This is a genomic window from Embleya sp. NPDC055664, from assembly GCF_053618075.1.
Genome location: NZ_JBSHGZ010000031.1, coordinates 1 through 22,681, shown reverse-complemented (window position 1 = coordinate 22,681; position 22,681 = coordinate 1). Strand labels below are relative to the sequence as shown.

Sequence of the window (22,681 nt, the reverse complement as noted above, 5' to 3'; positions counted from 1 at the left end):
TGAACGGACGGCCCTTCGCATCGCGCGAGGGGTCGTCCGACTCGTCCGGGTCCTGCCCGATCGGCACCGGATTCATCGGCTCGCAACCGCGACCTCACTCCGGGTCGTCCACGGTGGCATGACGTCGCCTCCCACGCCTTCGCCCACTCCCCCGCCGTGGCCACACTGCGCGGAAGGCACGACCACGACCGACCCCGTCGGATGCCGGGGCGTACACGTCACCGGCCACACCCGATGCCTGGCCCACCTCAACCCCACCGATCGCACCAGCCACCTCGCGACCCTGACGCCTGGATCCGACGTCGACCACCGCGGCACCACCTTCGACGGCCCTCTCCTGGCCGAACTCCTCGACGCGCTCCGCGACGTCGGCACCATCCACCCGCGCCTTGGACGAGCGCTGTTCGACGGCGCGACGTTTTCCGCCGCCGCCCGGTTCGGCGGCGTGACGTTCGGCTCCGAAGCCCGGTTCAAGGGCACCGTGTTCTCCGCCGAGGCGCGGTTCGACGGCGCGAGGTTCATCGCCGAGGCCCGTTTCGATGGGTCCGCGTTTACCACCACCGCCTGGTTCGGCGGCGCGACGTTCGGCGCCGACGCCTCGTTCAGCGGTGCGACGTTCACCGCCACCGCCCGGTTCAACGGCGTGAGGTTCAGCGTCGACGCCCGATTCGAAGGCACCACGTTCAGCGCGGGCATCCGGTTCAGCGACGCGATGTTCTCCGCCCATGCGCGGTTCCGTGGCGCGACGTTCCTTGCCGAGGCCCGGTTCGGCGGCACGACGTTCACTGCCGACGCCCAGTTCGACCACGCGACATTCGGTGCCGAGGCCCGGTTTGGTGGCGCGAGGTTCATCGCCGACGCCCGGTTCGACGGCGCGACGTTCTCCGCCGCCGCCTGGTTCGGCGGCGCCATATTCGGCGCCGACGCCCGGTTCGGCGACGCGATATTCACCACCGGTGCCGACTTCGACGGAGTGGTAGTCGATGGCGATGTCTGGTTCAACAGTGTGCGGTTCGAGTCGGTCGCGGTGCTGGGGCCGTTGTGGTGTTGGGGAGAGTTGGACGTATCGAGAGCGGTGTTCGGTGCTCCGGTGGTGATCGAGACCGCGGCAGCCGCGGTGCGGTGCGAGCGGACCCGGTGGGAGGCGACCGCGACGCTGCGGTTGTGGCACGCCGACCTCGACATGACCGGCGCGGTCCTCAACTTCCCCCTCGCCGTCGTCTCGGCTGCTGCGGACACCGACCCGGTACGGGTGCTGAGCGTGAGCGGGGTGGACGCCGCGCACCTGGTCCTGACCGACACCGACCTCACCGCGTGCCGGTTCCTCGGCGCCTTCCACCTCGACCAGCTGCGCCTGGAGGGCGACACCCGCTTCGCCCGGACACCCCTCGGGACCGACCTGCTCCGCGGCCTGCCCCTGCGCTGGACCGACCGCCTGGCCCTCGCCGAGGAACACCACTGGCGGGCCCTGTCCTTGCCCCGCCGCCGCCCCCGACTGCGCACCGGGTGGACGTCCGCACCACCATCGCCCTCCGGTTCCCCGTCTCCCGTGCCCGGCCCGGCCGCGCTCGCCGCGCTGTACCGCCAGCTCCGCAAGGCCTTCGAGGACGGCAAGGACGAACCCGGCGCCGCCGACTTCTACATGGGCGAGATGGAGATGCGCCGCCTCGACCGGCGCCCCGGCCGTAGCCGCGCCGAACGCGGGCTGCTCACCGCCTACTGGGCCTTGTCCGGGTACGGCCTGCGCGCCTCCCGTGCCCTGACCTGGCTGCTGCTGGCCATGACCGCCACGGTGCTCGCGATGATGCTCTGGGGGACTGCCCACCGACGACCCGAAGCCGCTGACCACGGGCACGCAGGCCGCACCCGGGCAGCCGGTGCGCCTGGTCACCGACAACCCCGACCCGGAACTGACCGGCTCGCCGCACGAGCGGCTGACCGGCGAGCGTGCGGAGAAGGCGACCCGGGTGGTCCTGAACTCCGTGGTCTTCCGCTCCTCCGGCCAGAACCTCACGACCGCGGGCGCCTACATCGAGATGACGTCCCGCTTCCTCGAACCCATTCTCCTGGGCCTGGCCGCCCTCGCCATCCGAGGACGGGTCAAACGCTGACTTCGCGGAACGTCGAGTCGCCGGTCAGATTCGCGGCAGGTAGATCGTGCGTCTTTGCCGACGTGCTTCGAGGGCGGCCGGGATTCGGGGGGCGACGTTTCCGGGGAGGAGGGTCGCGGCCTGTTCGGGTGTGACGAACGCGTATTCGTCGAGTTCCTCGGTTTGGAGGCGGATGGCGGCGATCTACTCGGCTCTGCATCGGCTCACCCCCACCTGCGTGGGGACTTCAAGCAAGCAGGCGAGCGGCCGAGCCGAGACGCCGGCTCACCCCCACCTGCGTGGGGACTTCCACGCCGTCCGGACATCGCGTCCGGACACGTGCCGGCTCACCCCCACCTGCGTGGGGACTTCCCCGTCGCGGTGCTGTTCGTCGCCACCCTCCACGGCTCACCCCCACCTGCGTGGGGACTTCGATCTCTTCCTGTACCAGGTAGCCCGAGAAGGCGGCTCACCCCCACCTGCGTGGGGACTTCGCCACGATCAAACAGGCTGCGGCACAGCAGTACGGCTCACCCCCACCTGCGTGGGGACTTCCCTCGTTGTGCCCGCAGCAGCCTTAGCCGCTGCGGCTCACCCCCACCTGCGTGGGGACTTCCCGGTCTCGATGCCCCGGTTCGCGCGCACGTCCGGCTCACCCCCACCTGCGTGGGGACTTCGTTCGCGCCGCTGGTGACGCGTCCGCGCACGACGGCTCACCCCCACCTGCGTGGGGACTTCTCGGCGAACGGCGCGAGCGCGGCCGGGATCGGCGGCTCACCCCCACCTGCGTGGGGACTTCGTCTGGCTCGGCGACAACGACATCGGCGTCATCGGCTCACCCCCACCTGCGTGGGGACTTCAACATGACCGAGCCCACCTACGGCTGGACCGACGGCTCACCCCCACCTGCGTGGGGACTTCCCCACAGAAGCCGCTGTGCGGCCCGTTCGCCACGGCTCACCCCCACCTGCGTGGGGACTTCCCCGAGCGGTTGCTCTTGAGCAACGCCGAAGACGGCTCACCCCCACCTGCGTGGGGACTTCGGCCGCATGGGTACGTCCCCGAGGCCGAGCCGCGGCTCACCCCCACCTGCGTGGGGACTTCCCTGCCTGACCTGCGGGTTCTTGAGGGTTTTGCCGATTCGTGATGCAAACAGGGTCATTGCGGCAAGATTCCTGCCTGTTTTCACTTCGGCGCATCGGTAATCGTTCGCGAACTGGGCGTTGTCGCATGGTTTGTTCCTGTCCGCGCGTCGGCGGGGACAGGCGTGCAGTGTCGTTCACGGCGTGTCCGTCTTGAAGTTCCCGCCGTCATCGACGCGTCCGGAACGAGATCGGCTTGAATCCGACGCAGCCACGAAACAAGGATACGAGCCCTGCCTCCGGTCGCTCGGGCCGCCGGACATATCGATCAAGACCCGACGATCCCCGCCCGCATGAGGGCTCTCCCCGCGCCGGCCGCCTCGGTAGACGGTCCAGACCGATGTCGTCGGCTCTCCACACCGTGACATCACACATTCCGGGTGGCAACACGTCGAGGGCGCTGGACAACACGGCGCCCTCGTCAAGATGGCGACCCGGTCACAGACTCCCACGTGCCGGCATGCATGGCGTCCGTGATCGCGCGCGGATTCGCGGAACTTCGCCGACGAGCAGGCACTCACGGCCACGTACCAGGCCGACGGCAGCCGATCGACGAGGTCGCGCATCAAGACCGCCGACGCCGCAGGCGGTTCACAACCGCCGTTGCCAGCAAGGCGATCGGGCCTTCGCCGAGGAACCCGGCCACATCGGGGACACGCACCGCAGCACATAACCCGCAGGAAACCACGCCCACGAGAGTGCGGGCGGAAGGCGTACGAAAAAACGCCGCCCCAGCCGAACCCGGCGAGTACGAGGCATGGGACCAGGCGCGTCGCTCGCACGGGGACTTCCAGTACGGCGGCCCTGTAATCGACGGCACGCCCGGCCCTCCCCCACTCGCGCGGGGGACTTCTCTCGGATTGCCGCCCACGAGAAGGCCACCCACGGCTCAGCCAAACGGCTCCCTACCGGGAACCGACGCACTCCGTGAGGAACGCGGGCATGGCGTGCCGCTCCACGAGGCGTCCGCGCGCATGCGTCGCGGTGTCGTCGGCGGGCAGGAACACCCCGTCGCACCGGCGACAACACAACAACCGGGCCCACACCGCACGTTGTGCCTGCCACTGGGGATGGGCCACGCGGTACCGCCGCCGGTAGACCACCAGGAACCAGACCGCCAGCAGCAAGGCCACCCCCGACGCCGCGGACCCGAGGATCGCATTGATCACCACCGCCGTCACGAACATGACCACGAACGCCGCCACCAACGCCTGCCGCCACCCCCGCGCCGCCCACGGACGCACCGGCGGCCTCAACGAACGCGACAACGACGTCTGCGCCCTGCCCGTACCGCGCACGGACCCGACCGCACTTTCCAGGCCACCCGGTCCCTCCAGACGCACGGACACCGCCCACGGGTCCGAGACACCGCCACCCCACTCTCGTACAGGGCCCGGACCCTGACGACCTGATCAACCTGCCGACACCGCGGGCAATGCATCACTACTGCTCCTCCTGGGGACACACCTCGAGACGACACCACCGCGCCGCACCAGACGCGGGCGGCAACAGCGGACAAGCAATGGCCCACTCTTCGTCGGAAGGCGGGGCGTTCACGATCGGACACATCCGTACGAGCCCACTCAGGGCGCAAGCGACTTCGAGCGCCGAGACGCCCACACGGGACGACGCGCGGAGCCCCGAGCCACCGGGACCTCGCCCACCCAGCCGTCACCAACCCTCTCCTCCAGTCAACCATCCAAGTAGCCAAACCAGCACGCGAGTTCGAGAATCGAAAAACACCATGACCAGGCCAGCGACGCAGCGCGCAGCCCGACCGGGTTGAGGTCGATCGTGCCCACACAGCACGTTGCGCCCGAGATCGTCGCCGCATCGGCGGCCTGCGTATCGTCGGAGTCCTTCGGATCGGATCGACGGGGGCGGGAGAGACCCGGAGCTGCCGCTTCCGGCCGAGGCGGCACCGTTGCCGGTCATCCCGCCGCTCGGGCGGGTATTGCCCGCCCTCATACCGGTCTCCGACGCGTCCAGGACGACCACGTAGCCGTCGACGTCCAGGTCGACAATGCCGTCGGCATGGGCAACGGTCGGCAGCCACCGCCGTGTACCTCAGCACGACCCGTCCCGTTGGGCATCCAGGTCGGCCACGCGCCAGATCCCGATCGCGTCACGGGTGAGGGTGTAACGGGACGCCCGGGTGGCGATCAGCGCCGGGGTGCGGTCCCGATGGACGGGCCGCCGCCCAGTGACGTCGACGCAGGCGGCGAGCGTGACGATCGGTGTCGTGCTCGACAGCGACACCACCACGTCGCCCGGCGCCGGAGGCGCGGACGCCCCCGGCAGGGCGATCCCGGTGGTGCTCACGTTGCCGGCGATCCGCTGAAGGAGGCTGACAGCGCGACCGATCGCCGTCTTTTCGAGCGCGGCTTGGTCCAACGCCGACCCCGCCTCAACCGACGCCCGCATCCGGTCGTACCGCTCGTAGACCTCAACCGCCTTGGCCCGGGCAACGTCCTCCGCGCTCGACACCACCAGAACCTGGCCGGACGGAGGTGCCAGTGACGGAGTGGTGCGATCCGCGGTCGTGTCGCCGCCACCGCCATCGCACCCGACAACCACCGGCAGCACCGCTATCGCGACCGTGCCTGTACTCCGCCCCATGAGCCCCTCGATCGGTCGTGATCACACCCGGCACCCAGGAAGTGCCACGACAACCACACCGGTGACCACCGAACCGAGAATCGGAAATACACGAACCGCCCCGTCCCGTCCTCAAGAGGACTTCCCGACCACCAGGGCCATTCTTGAGACGGCCTGAGTCGAACTGACGAATCCCGTTCCGACCCCCGAGGTCGGGCGAGACTTCGGCTTTCCGAGTGCATTCGCCCTGGTACGCGAGGTCGGGCGGTGGCCGGTGGGGTTCGCGGTGCGCGCCCTGGCGGCGTGGGCATGCCGAAGCGCCCGGTGGCCTGGGGCCGTCGGGGCACCCGGTCCGAGATGTGTGGTCGGTCGTTCGGCCGACCACTCGCGGGCGCCGGGCAGGGGCTCGGGCAGTGTGGCCGGGCTTGAGGCTCGTTGTGCCGGGCGTCTCGACCGGGCTCCGGTCCGTGTCGTCGATGTCGGCCAGGGGTTCGCCTGTGTTCCGCAGGATGTTCCGTTGCGGACGCGTTCGGGGCAGTGGCACCGGAGCACAGCGTGTCGTCAGGGTCCCGAATCGACCGGGCCGGTGCTGCCGGTTCCGGCCGGACGGCGCCGTCGCCGGTCATCCCGCCGGTCGGGCGGGTATCGCCTGCCCTCTTCCCGGTCTCCGACGCATCCAGGACGACCGTGTCACCGACCGCGTCCACGTCGACGGTGCCGTCGGCGCGGGCCAAAGTCAGCCACAGCAGCGCAGCTTGGGCATCCATGTCGGCCACGCGCCGGATCCCCGCCACGTCGCGGGGATGCAACGAAGCCGAGATCCCGCCGCGCCCGACCAACGCCAACCGTGGACCGCCGCAACGGCGACCACAAGCCCTGGACGTCGACGACCTCGTCCGGACATCGTCGTCCCATATCCGAGGGAAAGCCCCGGCTCGAAAACGGGTCCCGGGGTGACATCACGTCGAAACGCATCGCCGGAGGGCCAAGCCGGGACATGCTGTCCGCATGCCCCACCGCCTCGCCGAGGAGCACTCGTGACGGTCACACCGACCACCGACCACCCCGCCTGGACCACCGGCCCGACCGGCTCGCGTGTACGCCTGCTGGACACCGGATCCGGCCTGTGGCTGGCCACGTTCGACCCGGGCGAGGGTCTGCGGCTGGACGTCGTCACCGGCGAGGACGACCCCAAGCCCGCCGTCACCGTCACCGAACCCGATGAACTACCCGCAGTGCCGAAGCCCTTGAACACCGCGTTGAAAAGCCTGGGCACGGTGGTGCGGATCCCCAACCCCTCACTGTGGGAGGCGATCAGCACCGCGATCCTGCGCCAGGTCGTCCGGGCCGCGCAGGCCCGCAGGATCCATCGCGCCTGGTGTACAACCCACGGCCCCGTCGCCGAGACCACCGCGGGCCGCTTGTCCACCGCCCCCGGGCCCGAGACGGTCCTCACGCTGCCCGAGGAAGCGTTCAAGAACGTCGGCGCCCTGTTCCACTGCACCGCGCTCCAGGCCGCCGCGCACGCCTATCTCCAACACGGCGACCGGTGGCGGGCCCTGCCCGCCGGCGCCCTCGTCGAGGCGTTGGACGAGGTCCCACGCATCGGCCCGTGGACCGCCGCCGCGGCCGCGGCGGACTTCACCGGCGACTTCTCGATCTACCCGCACCACGACCTGGCCGTCCGCACCTGGGCCCGCCGCATCGCCCCAGACCATCCCTGGCCCGCCACCGAAAAGGAGTTCGGCACCCACTGGCGCCGATGGGCCCGCACCGACCGGCAGTTGCACGCCCTGACACTGTTCACACTCACCTGGGGGACGTCACATGCCGACCAACGGCAGTACGGAGGCACCACGGCACAGCACTGACCTCATCGCCGGAGCCGACCCGACACGCACCCTGGACGCCGTGTTCGTCAACGCTCCCCTACGCGACTACACGATGCGCCCACGCGTCAACGACTACACCCTGCCCGTACTCGGCATGGCCTACATCGCCACCCACGCCCGGCACGCCGGCCACAACGTCGGCCTCCTGGACGCCGAGGCACACGGCCTGGGCATCGACGAGAGCGCCGCGATCGTGAACCGGGCCCGACCCCGCTGGGCCGGATTCAACCTCCTCGCCCCCACCTACGCCCTCTCCGCCCGCATCGCCCACGCCCTGGACCCGGACATCAAAATCATGGCCGGGGGCCACCACGCCAAGGCCATGCCACACACGGTGCTGTGCGATCCGCGCTTCGAACGACTGACCGCCCTGATCCTGGGCGAGGGCGAAACCCGCGTCGCCGCACTGCTGGACGACCACACCCGCCGCGCCGCACTCCCGCAGGTGATGTGGCGCGACCCCCACCGAGACGCCATCGCCGTCGGACTTCACCGCGGCGACCCGAATCCCTGGCTGTCCCCGGACGTCGAGCAACTCCCCCTCGTGGACCGCGCGTTCCTGCCCCAGGACCCCTACCCGGCCGCCGACGGCCGGGTGGAGGCAAACATCGTCGGCTCGCGCGGCTGCCCCTACGACTGCGGCTTCTGCGGCGCCGCAGTCTCCATGAACCGCGACCTCACGATCCGCACCCGCACCCCGGCGGGCATCCTCGCCGAACTGGACCACCTCAACGCCCGATACGGCGCGACCGCGTTCCGGTTCGTCGACGACCTGTTCCTCGGCGCAGAACGCATCATCCGCACCGCCATGGACGCCTTCACCGACGACCACACCGGCGAACGCTACGTCTGGGACGCCACCGGCCGCATCAACGTCCTGAATCGCCTCGACGACGCCATGCTCGACACCCTCGCCGCCAACGGCCTGCGCGAGGTCGCCCTCGGCATCGAATCCGGCTCGGACCGAGTCCTGGCGATGATGGACAAACGCATCACCACCGCCATGACCCTCACGGTGGCCCGCCGCCTGATGGAACGCGGAATCGACGTCAAGGGCTACTTCATCCTCGGCTACCCCGACGAACACACCGCGGACCTCACCGCGACCGTCGCACACATCGAACACCTGTGGGCCCTGTCCGACCGCCTGCCCGGCACCTTCCGCGCCTCGGTGTTCGAGTTCCGCCCCTACCCCGGCTCACCCGTGTGGAACCGGCTCGTCCAGGCCGGCCACGACCCCGACCGCATGCAGGCCTACGAAGACGTGGACCTGACCGACGACGGCGCAGACGAAGGCATGCGGCAGCGCGACGAGTTCAACTTCTCCGTCGGCATCGCGTTCTCCCAAACCCCCCTGTCCACCCTCCGCCGCCGGCTCGCCGACCTCACCCGCCGCCAATACGCCCGCACCCACCCCCCGACGGACGCCCGATGAAGGCCCCCGGATACTTCCTGACCGTGGACGGCCCCGGCGGCGTCGGGAAATCCACCACCGTCACCGCGATCACCCACCGGCTGCGCGAAGCCGGGCACACCGTCCACCCCACGACCGAACCCTCCGGCAGCGCCCTGGGCATCGCCACCCGACGCCTGGCCCAGGAGGTACGCGGCACCGCCCTGGCCCTGCTCGTGGCCGCCGACCGACACCACCACCTCGACACGGAGATACGCCCCCACCTCGCCGCCGGCCACACCGTGGTCTGCGACCGCTACCTCGCCTCCAGCCTCGTCCTCCAACGCCTCGACGGCGTCCCGGAGGACTTCATCCGGGTCATCAACACCAGCATCACCCTGCCCGACCTCGCCGTCGTACTCACCGCCCCCGCCACCACCATCACCCGACGCCTGCACACACGCGGATCCCACCACCGCTTCGAGGACGACCCCGACAACGTCACCCGCGAACTCGACCTGTACGAACAAGCGATCACCATCCTGCGGGACATGGCCGTGCCCGTCCTGCGCGTGGACGCGGACGCCCTCACCCCCGCGAGTGTCGCCGCCGCGATCGTGCACGCGACCGGAATCACCTCGGCTAGGGTCACCCCCGACCACGTCCCCCCACCCGAACAGAGAACATGGACCCCGCCACCCCAGTCATCGACGTACACCTCATCCTCCGCGACGGAGACAAGATCCTCCTCTCCCAACGCGGCGGCCCCTACGGCCACGGCCGATGGCACGCCCCCTCCGGCAAACTCGACCCCGACGAAACACTGACCACCGCCACCGCCCGCGAGGCATACGAAGAAACCGGCGTCGTCGTCGACCCACATAGCCTCCGCCTCGTCCACACCGTCCACCACCACCAAGGTGACGGCGCGCCCGACCGCATCGGCTTCTTCTTCGAAGCCACCACATGGGAAAACGAACCCATCAACCGCGAACCCGACAAGTGCCTCCGGCTGGCCTGGTTCACCATCCACGACCTGCCCGAAGACCTCATCCCCTACCCCGAATCCGGACTACGCGCATACCTGAACGGCAAACCCGGCCTCACCACACACGGCTGGCCACACCCCGAGAACGACCGATCGGAAAGCTGAACCACCGACAACCGTTCGTCATCGCCAACACGCCATGGCGAACAGGCGCGCGCCTATGTCCAACCACAACCCCAGTTCACGACCAGCTGCCAACCACACGACGCAAACCTCACCACCGACCGAACACCGCGCAGGCTCGCCCCCACTCACGTGGGGACTTCAGGGTCGGAGCGCCAATCAGCTCATCAGAGAACGGCTCACCCCCACCTGCGTGGGGACTTCCGCGGAGTTCGGCGTTGGCGCGGTTGCGCCAGCGGCTCACCCCCACCTGCGTGGGGAATTCCGGGCGAGCACGACGGCGATTCCGGACATGCTCGGCTCACCCCCACCTGCGTGGGGAATTCGCACCGAGGTGCGTGCCCAGTTCGGCACGGCGCGGCTCACCCCCACCTGCGTGGGGAATTCGTCCTGGATCAGGTAGCCGCTGCGGGCGAGGCCGGCTCACCCCCACCTGCGTGGGGAATTCCGGACCCCGATGACCACGCGTCCATACGTACTCGGCTCACCCCCACCTGCGTGGGGAATTCCCTTGCTGACCTGCGGGTTCTTCGCGACTTTGCCGATCCGTGATGCAAACAGAGTCATTGCGGCAAGATTCCTGCCTGTTTTGCCCTGCCGCGAGGCCCGGCGTCGCGGGCCTGACTTGCTGTGAACGTTCGCCCACCCCAGCCATGGCTCCGTCTGCGGTGGCGCGAGATCGCCGGCGCGGCCGCGGCCAAGTGCGCCGCGCTTCACAATCTCAGCGCAACGACACGAGGTCGGGAGACGATTCCGCCACGCGTCCCCACGAGTCACGCGCCAGACCCGACCGGGATGTCGGGGCCGAGAACGGGCGTGAGCGCCCCCGGTTCATTCATCCACCCCCGTGGCGACGTGGCGACTCGCGGGTGGTGGTGGCGTGTCAGCGGTAGTCGTCGGGGTGGCTCTGCATCCAGGTGTTGATCTGGTCCCGGGTGCCGATCAGCGTGGTCTGATGCTTCTTCAGGTTCTCGAAGGATCGGTCGCCGCCGACTTCGGCGTCGAGTGCCTTGATCAGGGCGATCGGTTCGGGGAAGTGACCGGCGCCCTTCGGATCCGTCTTCATGGCCCGGTCCAGGCGGTGCAGTTCGTCGTGGACCCGCCCGAGGAAGTAGGCGCAGGTGCCCGGTGTGCAGGTGTCCTTCAGGGTCGCCTGGAGCCCGGCGAACGCGTCCCGTACCTTCACCTCCGAAACCGCGGCCGACGGGTCTAACGCACTCTCGGATGCACCCGCCGCGGCCGTCTCATGTGATCCGCCATTCGAGCTGTCGCAGGAGACGCCGAACACGACGGACACCGTCACGGCAAGCACCGCCCTGCGCACCGATGGTGTGAACGCCTTGAACATGGAAGCCTCCTGCGGTCGTAGAGTCGCACGACCTTAGCGTCACGGACGGGAAACCGCACACAGGAGCCGTGCACCCGCTTCGACCAGCCCTCACAGCCCGGGCACGAGGCTCCCCGCGCCGAACACCGGTCCCCGATCCGCGACTTCGCCGTCGACCTCGACCGACGTGACGATCACGTTGCGCATCGCCGGGAACAACCACTCCGCGGGAAGGGACTGCCCGCCCTCCATGACGCACGACTTCGGCCGTGGTCGTCCGACACAGGAGCCGTTTCGGGCAATCTCCACGGCCGCGAACTGCCTTGGCTATATACGGAGCATCAGCTTCATCGACCTGATGCTGTTGGTGCTCTTTCGTGGATTCAGTGTGTTCGCGGGGTCGTGAGTTCGTCACACCCATTCGGGGTCGGGCGACCCGCCGACGCCCGGGGCGGACGCGGCCGGACGGGGCCGGTCCGGCGACCGGCCCCGTCCTTGGCGTCCCTGGGACCGCGCCAACGCAGCCGGCCGGGGTCGTACCGATACTGCCGCGCCCGGACCCGCCGCAGAACCTGCATCGATTCGATGGCTGGGCCCGCAGCCTCGGAGGGCATCCGACACGTGTACCGCACGCAGCAGCAACGTGCCGTCCGCGCCCACTTGTTCCGCGTACGCGTCCAAGGCGGCCTTGCCCTTGGGCAGCCGGTCGTAGCGGAGCGACCGGCCGTAGCGCATGCGAGTGGTACAGGCGCTCGCGGCGCAGGACAGCGCCCTCCTCCGTTCCTGGGCACGGCGTCGTACTCGGCCACGATCCGCACCTTGTACTCGGGACTGGGGCTACGGCGCTCCGGTCTCGGCACAGAGTCGGACCCGACGGGCTTCGTGCCGTTCATGGGAGGCGGTTCTCCTGTCGTGGCCCTCTCGGGCCAACCCGACGATACGAGAGGTCTCACCCGAGGCTGACAGAGAGGGGAAGGAGCCTACGGCCGGGCGAGGACACGGTCACGCGTACGCGTCCTTCGGCGCGGCCCGCGCCGAGCAGTGCCGATGGCTCGCCCGAGACTGTGCCATCCACGACCCTGCACAACCTGAACACCACTCCGATCCAACCGCGCCCGTCCCGCGCTCGACACCGACGAGCACCTGCTGCGCCACTACCGCCACGAGGCCCTGATCGGCAGGACCGCCCGCGACGGATCGAGGCAGGCGGCGGCGTCGATCATGGTTGATGGCGGCCACAGAACTTGCGCTCAGCATCGAACGGGTCTCGAGGTATGCGCAGGCGGGTACGCTCCCACGCTCCTGTCAAGTTGTCCCAGAAGCGACCCGCGGTCAATGGTTTCCGGGTGGAATCGAGGAGTTCCTTGAGGTCGCCGCAGGACAGCGCGTGCCGTGCCGCGGCCAGGCCGTCCCGGGTGACGGCGATGCTGCCGGGGGGTGGGTCAAGGACCTGAGGGTCGAGGTCGAGCGCGAGCAGCCAAACGTCGTCGATGAGCTTGCCGTGGCCGGGCAGCTTCTTCTCCCAGCCGGGGGTGTATTCGAGATGCGCGCCCACGGTGTGTGCGAGGCCCCACATTTCGACGATGCGTTGATCGAGGGGCACCACTGCGCCGGTCACGCCGAGGTACCAGCCGGGTATGGAGATTTTGGTGCCCTTGTACATCGGGTTGAGGGGCATGAGGAGATCCGGGCCGAAGTCACCGGGCCGGAGACGCAGCAGGACCGGCGTCTTTGCCGCGAGTGCTGCGTCCACGCTCTCTCGCAGTCCGGGAAACGCCGATGTCCAGGCGCGAATGTTGTCGGCGTTTTCATTGCCGGTGAGTCTGGTGTCCTCGACGCGGACGCGGACCGTCTGCGAGTTCGGGTCGAGGGTGGTCGTGTGCCAGGGCCCCGCGACAACCGCGCACCAGGTCCCGATCGACACCGTGATCGCGGCCAAAGCGCGGGTGCACGGAATGAGGAACACCGGGAGCAGCACGAGGTACATCGCCGGGAGCAGCATGCGGGCGTGCATGTAGTCCCCGCCTACCTTGGTGACGTAGGCGGTGAGCGCGAGGGCGGCGCATACGGGGGTTGCCGGTACCAGGAGGGCGCGGTCGAGCGAGTGGCGTTTGGCGATCAGGCATGCGGCGATGAGCAGGAGGGCCGCGGGTGCGTACAGCGCGTACGGGTCGGCGAAATCCCGCAGGTATCGCACGCCGGCGGCGAGTTCGGTTTGGCCGGCTTCCTTGGTGAGTGCGGGCATCGGTAGGAGCAGGCCGTAGTAGCCGGCTCGGAAGACCTCGTAGGAGATCGGTAGCGTGCCCAGAGCCGCCAGTTGCGCTGCGGCCTGCGGGAATGAGGGACGGCGTAGGAGCCATGATGCGGTGAAGAAGATGACGGTGACCAGGAACAGGTCGGGTCGCACGAGTACACCCAAGCCGTAAACGACGGCGTGTGCCGCGAGTTCGAGCGGGCTGGGGTCGTTGCGTAAGCGTACGAGCAGCCACCAGCATGCGCTCAGCCAGAGTGTACCCAGTCCGGAGTCGAGCCCGGCCGAAGCGAAGTCCTGGAAGGGTGGGACGGCGAAGATCACCAATACCCCGGCGGGGAGCATCCAGCGGGTGGCCGCGTTCGTGGTGTAGAGACGTCGTGTGGCGTCACAGGCGATGAAGACCCCGGTGACTGTCATGAACAGACCGGTGACGACGGCGATGCGACCGAGGTCTCCGGGCAGCAGTGCGCCCAGGAGGACCAGCACCCATTGCCACAGAGTGCTCGTGTTCGCCTCGACACGTTCGTCTACGTTGAAGACTGGGCCGTGGCCGGCGAGGACCTGCCGTACGGTGCGGAGAAAGATTGTGCCGTCGTCGGTGAGTGCTCGGTTCCGCCACCCCAACACGGCCACTACAAGGGCGGGCAGCCACGTCAGGGCAACGTTCCATGGACCGATCCACCGGCGAGACGGCAGTAAGGGTGACCTCGCGACAGCAGAGGTTGCCTTGTCTTTCACGGCAGGAGAGCTATTGGGCAACGCTTATCCAGTGTTCGATCATGGGCGGGGGCGGGGTAGGGCAGTTGCATGATGCGCTTCTCATCGGCCTTCGAGAATGAGGCGTGCTTTTTGAAGCTGTTCATTACGCTTCGATAGGACGTCGTCGAGTGCTTTTTTGTTCCGATCGATCAATATCTTCTGGTACGCGCTTTCGATCCCGCTCCACGTATTCACGAAATTGACTTGCCTTTTGCAGCCGATGTCTGCTTTCGCGGTTTCGATCTCAAGCGGCGACGGAGGCTGGTCCTGCCGAAATTCTGTATCAAATGGCGTCTTGTAGGAGAAGCCCTTTTCCTTCATGCATTCCGACCACAGTTCGATTACCTTCGTGACTCGTCCGTCCTCTTTGGATATCCTGAACGACTCATGGTTGATCCGCTGCACGACCGGGAAGTCGCTCGGGTATCCGGAATTACCCGTCACCTGTCGCGCGGCCGACGCATTGCAACCCTCCGCAGGCGCTCCTCCTGGTCCGGGCTTTCCGTTTTGCATTCCGGACAGGGCTTTGATTTGCTCTTCGGTCAGCACCTCGTCCGGCCTCGCCTCCGGAAATACCAGTTGGTAACCGTGGGCATCGGCTTCTCGGCTGTCCATGATTCCGTATCGCCTGTTGTGTCGCGGCGGATAGAAGTTCTTTGGGAGGTGCTCTCGAGGCGGCGCCAATCCTGCGCGTCGGACGCAGTCTCGAACCAGGATGTCCAATGCCTTGAGGAGTTTGTCGCTGTCATCCGGGGACAGAAAGTACGGATCGAGCGGTAGCGTGGGCACGACATCATCGGAATAATTCGGCAACGAGTCGACGACCGGAGGCGCGATCTGTGTGACGGGGGCCGATGTCCGGGCGCTGTCGGCGGAGCAGGACCCCAGTATGCATCCCGTTGTGAGCACCGAAAGGAAAAGGACGGGTTTTCCGCAGAGACGGCGCATGGACATGAAAGAGTACATCTCCCGTTTCCGGAGCGCGAAAGCGCGGCGTTCGAGCGGCAGACAACACCGACTGGTACGCCGCGCCTCCGGCTGTCGAGCAGAGAATACTACCGAGCCGCCGCGCTTCCGACCGTCAACTGGTCCAACGTTTGAACGATGCATTTTGATTGTAGGTCTCCACCAAATTCTCTCCGGTGCAAGCGAAGATGAAGTCGGCGGGTCCGGCGTAGTTACTGAGGTAATAGCTGAGGGCGTAGCCCGTGCAAGAGCCGGCGACCTGATAGGTCGCGGACGCGGCATTATTTTTCACTGGTAGTCCAGTGCCCGCGCCGAGTGCAAACTCATACCCTGCGAGATTACCGACCCCGTCGGCATAGGTCAGGTCCCAACCGGCGACCCCGCCCTGCTGGTTGCTGTTGTAGAAGTAGCAGAACGCTCGTGTGGCGCTCCCATGCAACAAGCACCTGGGAGAAGGGGGGGCCGCTTGCGCGCTGGGCGCCTGCCCAACGACAGCAGCACCGGCCAGGACGGTGGAGGCGAGAAGGTACCTGAGGCGCATGGACGAACCTTTCGAGGAGAGAGCGAGCGATATCAGGGCGGGACGATCAAGAAGCGATATCTTTCTCCGGGTTCTGCATCCCGGATTTCACCGTATTTTCGCCGTCGCAGAAAGTCAACACTCTCGACGCACTGCATCGTGCCGAATATTTCGGCAACTTTCTTCGGATACAAACATCTAGCACACCAAGGCTACATTTATTTATCATGGTTGAATATCGTCGACAATGGGCGCTTCTGACTTGGTTTGGCGATGTCTACGTCGGTTCGACCAGTGCAAGATATGATCGGAATACCCTATTCCGCCGCCATCGGAATAGGGTATTCCGCTGCCGGCTGCCGTGTCACTACTACTCGACCCCGAGAGCCCCGTGAGTGCAGAGGGGACCGAAGATTTCTCGGTGGGAATCCGAGTTTCGGGATCATGATTCCCGGGGAGCGCGCGCGGGTTCGTTGCGAACCCATGTTGTGCGACCGCGGTGATGCGGGAGCGTGCGTGGCACCTGGACTCGGTTCGCGCCTCGTCGCGATGAGCGAGACGCATGCTCGTGAAGGCGCCGGCGAGCCGGTGTCGGAACCACCGGCGTTGGCGTCCTTGGTGACCAGGGCGTTCGCCGCGGCCTGGCATGCCGAACGTCGGCCGCGAGATCGCCGACGCCAAGTGCGAAACCGAGGAGACCGTCCTGCGGGGCTCGGGCCACGGCATGCGGAAACGCCGATCGCTACAGCACGTTGCAGCCGCCCATGCGCCCGAACCGGGCGTAAAGACCGGCGAACACGCCCGCCTGGTCGAACACGCCGACCTGCTTGGACACGCAGCCATCTGCGTGTGATCCGCCCTGCGTTGTTGCAGGAGACGCCGTAAGTAACCAATCGCGCAGGTTGCGGTACTCCCACCCCAGGGGCGGTACGGCTGTCCCGCTGCAGGCCCGCGCTTGTCAGGTCGAGTGGGCTCCCGGCGCGCGGACCGGTTCCGAACGCTTGCCCAACCAATCGTGTCGTACGCCACACGAACAGAATGTGACTGGCTGCGATCACTCGGATCAAGGTCCGCTCACCCTGTGTGGTTGCTGCCCACGAATCATCGTCTCTCTGGTAGTCGGATCTTCCGATCGCAATGTCATCGAACTCGTGGGTGGATGGGTTCGCCAAGGGCTGGTGGGGTCCGGAGGAGCAAAGAAGCCCACTGCCGTGGCCTGGGAGAACGGAGCGTATTGGTAAAGAAATTGCAATGACTACCGCGAGTCAACTTATCGGAAATTGCTTCTTGCCCCAGAGGGAGGCGGCTGCTTGAGTGGGGCAGCTTGTTCAAAGCTTGATCGGTTATTTCGTAGGTGATACTGCGGAAAGCGGTAGTTGCGACCAAGACGACACTTAATGCAGGAAGTGTCGCATTTTTCACCCTCCTCCACTCCGACGAGTGGATTGGAAAACGCCGACCCGAGTACGCGTCTGGTGATCTTCTGGGGTGTGCGAAGGGGGCGCAAACGACACCCGAGAAATCAACGTTGCGTCCGCCTGCATCGCTTGAAGTCGACAGGACTCGGGAAGATCCGATTCGGTCGACAGCAAACTGCAGATCCTGCTGATCGAGCAGAGCACTGGGGGCTGACAGTCATAGAAGGACAGCATCGAGGCGATGGGGCGCGCCACGGAACTCGCCCGCGAATGGGAGACTCCGTCAACGCCGGCCCGGTTCTCCGTGAGATGCCGAGGCCGGCCGGTTTCGTCCCGGCCGGCGACCTTCCGGTCGGCCGCGACCTGAAACCGGGATCGTCCGGACTCGACGTGAGGCAACTACGGGTCGTGCCGCATGCTGCGCGCCACAAGACGAGTTCGGACCGGGCCGGCACCCATGGGGGTGCGGAACAGGGAAAGCCGTCGCCCCCTGCTACACAGCTCGCGGTTACGAGGCACCCGGGGCCGACATCGCCATCAAGGATCGCGTTACCCAGACCGAACGATTCCTTCGCTCGGACAAAGACCACGACCATCACCCTTCCGACAGCGAGCTGCCGCACCGCCGGGCACCACGGTGGGCACCGCCGGTACCCGACGGCGGGGCGAGGTGCGACCGGACAGCTTGGGAGACGGCTCCGTCGAGGTCACACCCGTCGCCCCGGACGGGCTGCGGGAGAACGATCGCATCATGGTCGGCGCCAAGCCCAAGGACCCGACCGGATGACCGCCCCGGTGATGGAACTCTCCGACATCGGCCCGAAGCCGTGCGACCTCGTCGTCGCCCCCGGCGAATATGTGACGTTCACCGGCCCCTCGGCCAAGTCCACCTTTCTCAAGGTAGCCGGATTACCGGACCGCCCGACACAGGGCGTCCACACACTCAACGGGATCGATGCGGAATCTCTGAGGCAACGCAACCGCACCGCGTTGCGCGGGTCCCGGAACCGAGCCACCGGCCACGATCGCGCCGAACCTGTCGCCGTGATCCACGAAGGCGTGGCGCAGTGCCCGGGCATCACCACCCTCGACACATCCTCGGCTGTGTTCATCGGCGACGCCCCCTTCCGCGTCATCGGCGTCCTCGCCGGCACCGATCGCAAGGCCGACCTCCTGCTGCCCGTCCTCGTCCCTCGCGCCACTGCCGAGAAGATGTACGGGCCTCCGAAGCCAGGACAACGCGCCACCATTCAAGACGGGTGTTCGGGCGCCTCTTGCCTGCGCCTGCGTCAGGAAACAAGACTTCACAGGCCAGGACCGCAAATGCGTTCCCGGTGCGCCTTCGGAGCAACATTTGCGCTCATGCGTGCACGCCACCACAACACACGGGGAGGCTCGCGCATGGTGACGAATCCAAGCACATCATTCGGTTTATCGGCAGGTCACGTGGCGGCCGTGCGGCATCGCGACGCCAAGCGCGCTGGGAGCAGATTCCGTTCAGCGCGAGGTCGGGTGACGCGGTTGCCATGAGACCCGTCGGCAAACCCGACAATGCAGCAAAAAAAGATCCGTAAACAGACGAGCTGGTAGAAAAGAGGAGTCTTCGTGGTCGATGACATGGTCAAGCGAGCACAGCGGTTCGTGAACTCCGTCTACGGAAGTGTCATCGGAATGACCGTGGACGAGGACGGCAAGACGAGCTGGAACACGATGTACGCCCTCACCCGCGCTCTCCAGTTCGAGTTGCGCATCCCGACATTATCCAACAACTTCGGCCCCACGACACTGGCCACGCTGACGCAGAAGTACCCGAGTCTGAACTACGGCAACATGCCGTCGGCGGACTTTTGCCGCATCATCCAGTCGGCCCTGTACTGCAAGGGGTATGACGGGAGCGACATCAACGGGCTCTACAGCTCGCGGGTCGAGTCGGCGATGATCAAGATGAAGACGGATATGGGGGTGGAGGACCTCTACCCCGGCAGCGATCTGACGCCGAAGATATTCAAGAGCCTACTGAACATGGACGCCTACGTCGTCGTGAACTCGGGCTCCGGTGCGATCCGCAACATACAACAGTGGCTCAACGGCCGTTATACGAATCGCCAGGACTTCTTCGTCATCCCGTGCGACGGTCACAACTCCCGGGACGTGGCGAAGTCCATGCTCTTCGCGGTCCAGTACGAACTGGGCATGGCAGATGGTGTGGCGACCGGAAACTTCGGCCCCGCCACGCAGGCGGGCCTCAAGGCGCATACCGTGTCCCAGGGGTCGATAGGCACGTGGGTGTCGCTGTTCAGGGCGGCGATGAATCTCAACGACCGACCCGTGGCCTTCATCAGTGGCTACGACTCGCTCCTGAACGACGCGGTCCAAAAATTCCAGGCATTCGTCAAACTCCCGGTGACGGGCATCGGTGACTTCTCGACCTGGGCGTCCCTCCTGGCGTCCTACGGCGACCAGTCACGAAAGGGCGAGGCGTGCGACGGGGTCACGAAGATCACCCCCGCACGGGCAGCGGCGCTGAAGGCGGAAGGCATCACGTACGTGGGGCGCTACCTCACCAACCCGAGCACCACACATTTACCGGAGAAGGCGATCCAGCCGGGTGAACTCCAGACGATCGCCACCAACGGCCTTCGTTGCTTTCCCATCTATCAGACCTACGGTCGTGACGTCGCCGGTTTCAACTACGCCGCCGGGCGAGGCGCCGGATACGCGGCGATCAACGCGGCCAGGGACCACGGCTTCAAGGACGGGACGCGCATCTTCTTCGCCGTCGACCTGGACGTCCTCGACCACGAGGTCACCTCGAACATCCTGCCCCATTTCAAAGGAATCCAGGACTCCATGTCGGACGCCGGGAATCCTTACGCGATCGGGGTGTACGGCCCCCGCAACGTCTGTTCGCGAGTGGCCGGGGCAGGGCACTCGACGGCAAGTTTCGTATCGGACATGTCCTCCGGATTCTCCGGCAACTACGGCTATCCGCTTCCCGCCGACTGGGCCTACGACCAGATCGTCGGCCGCACCATCGGGACCGGCGAGGGTTGGATCGAGATCGACAACAACATCGCATCCGGCCGCGACATCGGACAGAACTCGTTCGACCCGCCGCGTGGCCTGCTTCCCGATACCCGCCTCGACGCCTCGACCCTGGTCGCGCTGCAGGATGACCTCGGCAAGTACATGGAATCGATCGGGTTCCCGAACGACGGCGGTGTCAAGACCTATCAGCATTGGAAGTGCTTCCAAACAACTGTCGTCGACCACGACGACGTCATCACCGAGTTGTCGAATCGGTACAACATGCGCAAGGCGTTGATTCAGACGTCAGCGTATTGGGAAATGCGGCACATCGGCCTCGAGGACGAGGCCCAGGATCTTCGCGTCAAGGCGTATCACACAGGTCTCCCCGGGGGTGTGCGGGACTCGTCCACCGGGATCGCGCAGATCACCGGCAACGCGGCCATCCTCGCCTGGAATCACTGCATCGGTAAGGGATATGTGTCCGGCACACTTCGCGACCCCGACAAGGACTCGGACATCTACGCCGTCTGGAAGATGGTGCAGGGCGAAGAGTTCGCGTTGAGGACCGTCGCGCTGATCCACCTTTGGGGTTCGGAGGGCAAGCCGGGCGGCATGAACCCGCCCGGCGGCGAGTACATGCTGAGGTCCATGCGGCTGGACTACACGGAGACGGAGACGTTCGAAGTCCTGCGCCGTTATCAGGGCTGGGGCGATGAGGCGGTGGCGCATGCGGGAAAGCGCATGGCCCTCTACCAGATCCTCGAGAAGTACAACGGTATCGCGCGAAACAGGTGACCGCAGAAATGGTGTTGGCAGCAGATCCGTTCGCATTGCCCGACCCGGTCGTTCTGTTGCTGATCATTCTGGTCGGACTGGTAGCCACTCCCACGCTTTTCGTGTACGCGTTCAAAACCATGGCGCGCCACGGGATTCGCAAGTCCGGCAGCGCCGTGACCCTGCGGTATCTGGCGGCTTTCGCCGCCGGTGCCGCGCTCGCCGTCTACGCGTGGGGCGCCCTCGGTTTGTTGATGGATGAGACAGCGGCGGCCCAAGCGTGCAAGGACGCGGTGGGTCCAGCGCGCGCGGGGAGCGTCGACCGGTACGAGTTTGCGCTCGTCCCGCTGCGGTTCGGGTGTCACGTCGCCGGCGACGGTACGTACGAAGCCGTGATTGCCGGCTACGTCAACCCGACCGTGCTGGGGCTGGTGCTGCTTGCCGTCGTTCTCGCCGTTTTCGCCGCGTTCGAATCAGCCGACCGCAACGTATCCGACAACTCTCCGACAGAGAAAAACGAAGGGAAGCAGACTCGATGAGCACATCGCGCATATCGCGCCGGAACCTGTTCACCGGTGCCGCGGTGATCGGCGCCGCAATCGCCCTCCCCGCTTCCGGTTTCCTGTCCGCTCCCGCGTACGCGGCGGACGACGCGTCGAGCTCGTCGCAGCACGAGCAACTGTCGACGGGCCCGACGTCCCGCAACGGATGGGAGATGGAAAAGGTCACGGACAACCGCGGCCACATCTATACCCGCCCTGTCCCCGGCGTTCCCCTCGCGGGTGTCCAGGTGCGCATAGGCGACGTCGAAATGGTCCTCGTCCACGTCATCCGTCGCTTCCACTACGAGATCGACCAACTGGGCAACGGCGACGTCGTCGGGTGGCGCGCTCCGAGAAGCGTGCGGAACGACCGGCCGGAGTCCAACCAGGCATCCGGGACGGCGGTACAGATCCGGCCCGGCCACTACCCGGCCGGCGCACAGGGCGGCTTCTTCCCCTTACAACTGACGGTGATTCGGGACGTGCTCGCCGAACTCGACGGCGTGGTTCGCTGGGGCGGCGACGACCGCGACGTGGACGAGGCTTTGTTCTACATCGATGTCAGGCCCGGTGACGGCCGATTGGCGGAGGTGGCCAACCGGATCCGCGGTTGGCAGGACGAGGCGGGCAAGGGCGCCGGTGCCCCCGTGGACGTGACGTCGCGGACGCGGCGCGGTGCGGCGGAGGCGATGGAGAGCCGCCAGCGGACTCCTGCGGCGTAGCCCCCACTCCGACTCCCGTGGTCGGTGTCTCGCCACCCGGATGGCAGTCGGGCCGAAGGCGGCGTTCTCTGTCTCTTATACAC

16 protein-coding genes and 2 CRISPR repeat arrays are annotated in these 22,681 nt (G+C 66.8%); of the genes, 9 read left to right on the top strand and 7 right to left on the bottom strand.

Annotation, left to right across the window (positions count from 1 at the left end; translation table 11 throughout):
- The first annotated feature begins 118 nt into the window (after positions 1–118).
- Positions 119–2,245, top strand: a complete 2,127-nt coding sequence (locus tag ACWGR4_RS35660) for a pentapeptide repeat-containing protein (RefSeq protein ID WP_452129315.1) — start codon at positions 119–121, stop codon at positions 2,243–2,245.
- Between the two features lie 65 nt (positions 2,246–2,310).
- Positions 2,311–3,194: direct repeats of the CRISPR family, unit length 29 nt; unit sequence CGGCTCACCCCCACCTGCGTGGGGACTTC.
- Between the two features lie 943 nt (positions 3,195–4,137).
- Here the strand turns inward: ACWGR4_RS35660 and ACWGR4_RS35655 are convergent.
- Together ACWGR4_RS35655 and ACWGR4_RS35650 are read right to left on the bottom strand one after the other, a co-directional pair.
- Positions 4,138–4,581 (bottom strand): hypothetical protein, encoded by a 444-nt coding sequence (locus ACWGR4_RS35655; RefSeq protein ID WP_452129316.1) that lies wholly within the window; start codon positions 4,579–4,581, stop codon positions 4,138–4,140.
- Positions 4,582–5,299: 718 nt separating this feature from the next.
- Positions 5,300–5,818, bottom strand: coding sequence for a hypothetical protein (locus tag ACWGR4_RS35650; RefSeq protein WP_452129317.1), 519 nt, complete (start codon positions 5,816–5,818; stop codon positions 5,300–5,302).
- 1,049 nt (positions 5,819–6,867) lie between these two features.
- Here ACWGR4_RS35650 and ACWGR4_RS35645 point away from each other — a divergent pair.
- The 4 genes from ACWGR4_RS35645 to ACWGR4_RS35630 are packed head-to-tail and all read left to right on the top strand — an operon-like array spanning position 6,868 to position 10,268.
- A complete protein-coding gene (locus tag ACWGR4_RS35645) occupies positions 6,868–7,701 on the top strand; it encodes a hypothetical protein (RefSeq protein WP_452129318.1) in 834 nt (277 codons plus the stop codon).
- A complete protein-coding gene (locus ACWGR4_RS35640; protein WP_452129319.1) occupies positions 7,658–9,157 on the top strand; it encodes a B12-binding domain-containing radical SAM protein in 1,500 nt (499 codons plus the stop codon). The genes ACWGR4_RS35645 and ACWGR4_RS35640 overlap by 44 nt, the downstream gene beginning before the upstream one ends.
- Complete coding sequence (tmk, locus tag ACWGR4_RS35635; protein WP_452129320.1) at positions 9,154–9,942, top strand: dTMP kinase; 789 nt, start codon at positions 9,154–9,156, stop codon at positions 9,940–9,942. Before ACWGR4_RS35640 ends, tmk begins: the two co-directional genes overlap by 4 nt.
- Complete coding sequence (locus ACWGR4_RS35630) at positions 9,837–10,268, top strand: NUDIX hydrolase (protein ID WP_452134299.1); 432 nt, start codon at positions 9,837–9,839, stop codon at positions 10,266–10,268. Before tmk ends, ACWGR4_RS35630 begins: the two co-directional genes overlap by 106 nt.
- A 193-nt stretch (positions 10,269–10,461) precedes the next feature.
- A CRISPR array of direct repeats spans positions 10,462–10,795; the repeat unit is 29 nt; unit sequence CGGCTCACCCCCACCTGCGTGGGGAATTC.
- A 374-nt stretch (positions 10,796–11,169) separates the two neighbouring features.
- Here the strand turns inward: ACWGR4_RS35630 and ACWGR4_RS35625 are convergent.
- The 5 genes from ACWGR4_RS35625 to ACWGR4_RS35605 all read right to left on the bottom strand — a co-directional run bounded on the left by ACWGR4_RS35625 (position 11,170) and on the right by ACWGR4_RS35605 (position 16,133).
- Positions 11,170–11,472 carry a hypothetical protein gene (locus ACWGR4_RS35625; RefSeq protein ID WP_452129321.1) on the bottom strand — a complete coding sequence of 101 codons (303 nt, stop codon included), beginning with the start codon at positions 11,470–11,472 and terminating at the stop codon, positions 11,170–11,172.
- A 252-nt stretch (positions 11,473–11,724) separates the two neighbouring features.
- Entirely contained in the window at positions 11,725–11,865 is a 141-nt protein-coding gene (locus ACWGR4_RS35620; RefSeq protein WP_452129322.1) for a hypothetical protein, read from the bottom strand.
- A gap of 967 nt (positions 11,866–12,832) precedes the next feature.
- The gene (locus ACWGR4_RS35615) at positions 12,833–14,353 is read right to left on the bottom strand and encodes a hypothetical protein (RefSeq protein ID WP_452129323.1); all 1,521 of its coding nucleotides are present in this window, start codon (positions 14,351–14,353) and stop codon (positions 12,833–12,835) included.
- Positions 14,354–14,686: 333 nt separating this feature from the next.
- The gene (locus ACWGR4_RS35610; RefSeq protein ID WP_452134295.1) at positions 14,687–15,580 is read right to left on the bottom strand and encodes a hypothetical protein; all 894 of its coding nucleotides are present in this window, start codon (positions 15,578–15,580) and stop codon (positions 14,687–14,689) included.
- 127 nt (positions 15,581–15,707) lie between these two features.
- On the bottom strand, positions 15,708–16,133 hold the full coding sequence (locus tag ACWGR4_RS35605; RefSeq protein WP_452129325.1) for a peptidase inhibitor family I36 protein: 426 nt from the start codon (positions 16,131–16,133) through the stop codon (positions 15,708–15,710).
- 2,180 nt (positions 16,134–18,313) lie between these two features.
- On the opposite strand from ACWGR4_RS35605, the gene ACWGR4_RS35600 reads away from it, so the two are divergent.
- From ACWGR4_RS35600 to ACWGR4_RS35585, 4 genes are all read left to right on the top strand, one after another.
- Entirely contained in the window at positions 18,314–19,060 is a 747-nt protein-coding gene (locus ACWGR4_RS35600) for a hypothetical protein (RefSeq protein WP_452129326.1), read from the top strand.
- 75 nt (positions 19,061–19,135) lie between these two features.
- Positions 19,136–21,355, top strand: coding sequence for a glycoside hydrolase domain-containing protein (locus ACWGR4_RS35595; RefSeq protein ID WP_452129327.1), 2,220 nt, complete (start codon positions 19,136–19,138; stop codon positions 21,353–21,355).
- A gap of 8 nt (positions 21,356–21,363) precedes the next feature.
- Positions 21,364–21,873 carry a hypothetical protein gene (locus ACWGR4_RS35590; protein WP_452129328.1) on the top strand — a complete coding sequence of 170 codons (510 nt, stop codon included), beginning with the start codon at positions 21,364–21,366 and terminating at the stop codon, positions 21,871–21,873.
- Entirely contained in the window at positions 21,870–22,598 is a 729-nt protein-coding gene (locus ACWGR4_RS35585) for a hypothetical protein (RefSeq protein ID WP_452129329.1), read from the top strand. The genes ACWGR4_RS35590 and ACWGR4_RS35585 overlap by 4 nt, the downstream gene beginning before the upstream one ends.
- The last annotated feature ends 83 nt before the right edge of the window (positions 22,599–22,681 follow it).

What these genes read in the sequence shown, in the direction of transcription:
- ACWGR4_RS35590 (WP_452129328.1), top strand. Translation starts at nt 21,364, where the DNA reads ATGGTGTTGGCAGCAGATCCGTTCGCATTGCCCGACCCGGTCGTTCTG.
- ACWGR4_RS35585 (WP_452129329.1), top strand. Translation starts at nt 21,870, where the DNA reads ATGAGCACATCGCGCATATCGCGCCGGAACCTGTTCACCGGTGCCGCG.
- ACWGR4_RS35610 (WP_452134295.1), bottom strand. Translation starts at nt 15,580, where the DNA reads ATGTCCATGCGCCGTCTCTGCGGAAAACCCGTCCTTTTCCTTTCGGTG.
- tmk (WP_452129320.1), top strand. Translation starts at nt 9,154, where the DNA reads ATGAAGGCCCCCGGATACTTCCTGACCGTGGACGGCCCCGGCGGCGTC.
- ACWGR4_RS35640 (WP_452129319.1), top strand. Translation starts at nt 7,658, where the DNA reads ATGCCGACCAACGGCAGTACGGAGGCACCACGGCACAGCACTGACCTC.
- ACWGR4_RS35600 (WP_452129326.1), top strand. Translation starts at nt 18,314, where the DNA reads ATGACCGCCCCGGTGATGGAACTCTCCGACATCGGCCCGAAGCCGTGC.
- ACWGR4_RS35660 (WP_452129315.1), top strand. Translation starts at nt 119, where the DNA reads ATGACGTCGCCTCCCACGCCTTCGCCCACTCCCCCGCCGTGGCCACAC.
- ACWGR4_RS35620 (WP_452129322.1), bottom strand. Translation starts at nt 11,865, where the DNA reads ATGGAGGGCGGGCAGTCCCTTCCCGCGGAGTGGTTGTTCCCGGCGATG.
- ACWGR4_RS35605 (WP_452129325.1), bottom strand. Translation starts at nt 16,133, where the DNA reads ATGCGCCTCAGGTACCTTCTCGCCTCCACCGTCCTGGCCGGTGCTGCT.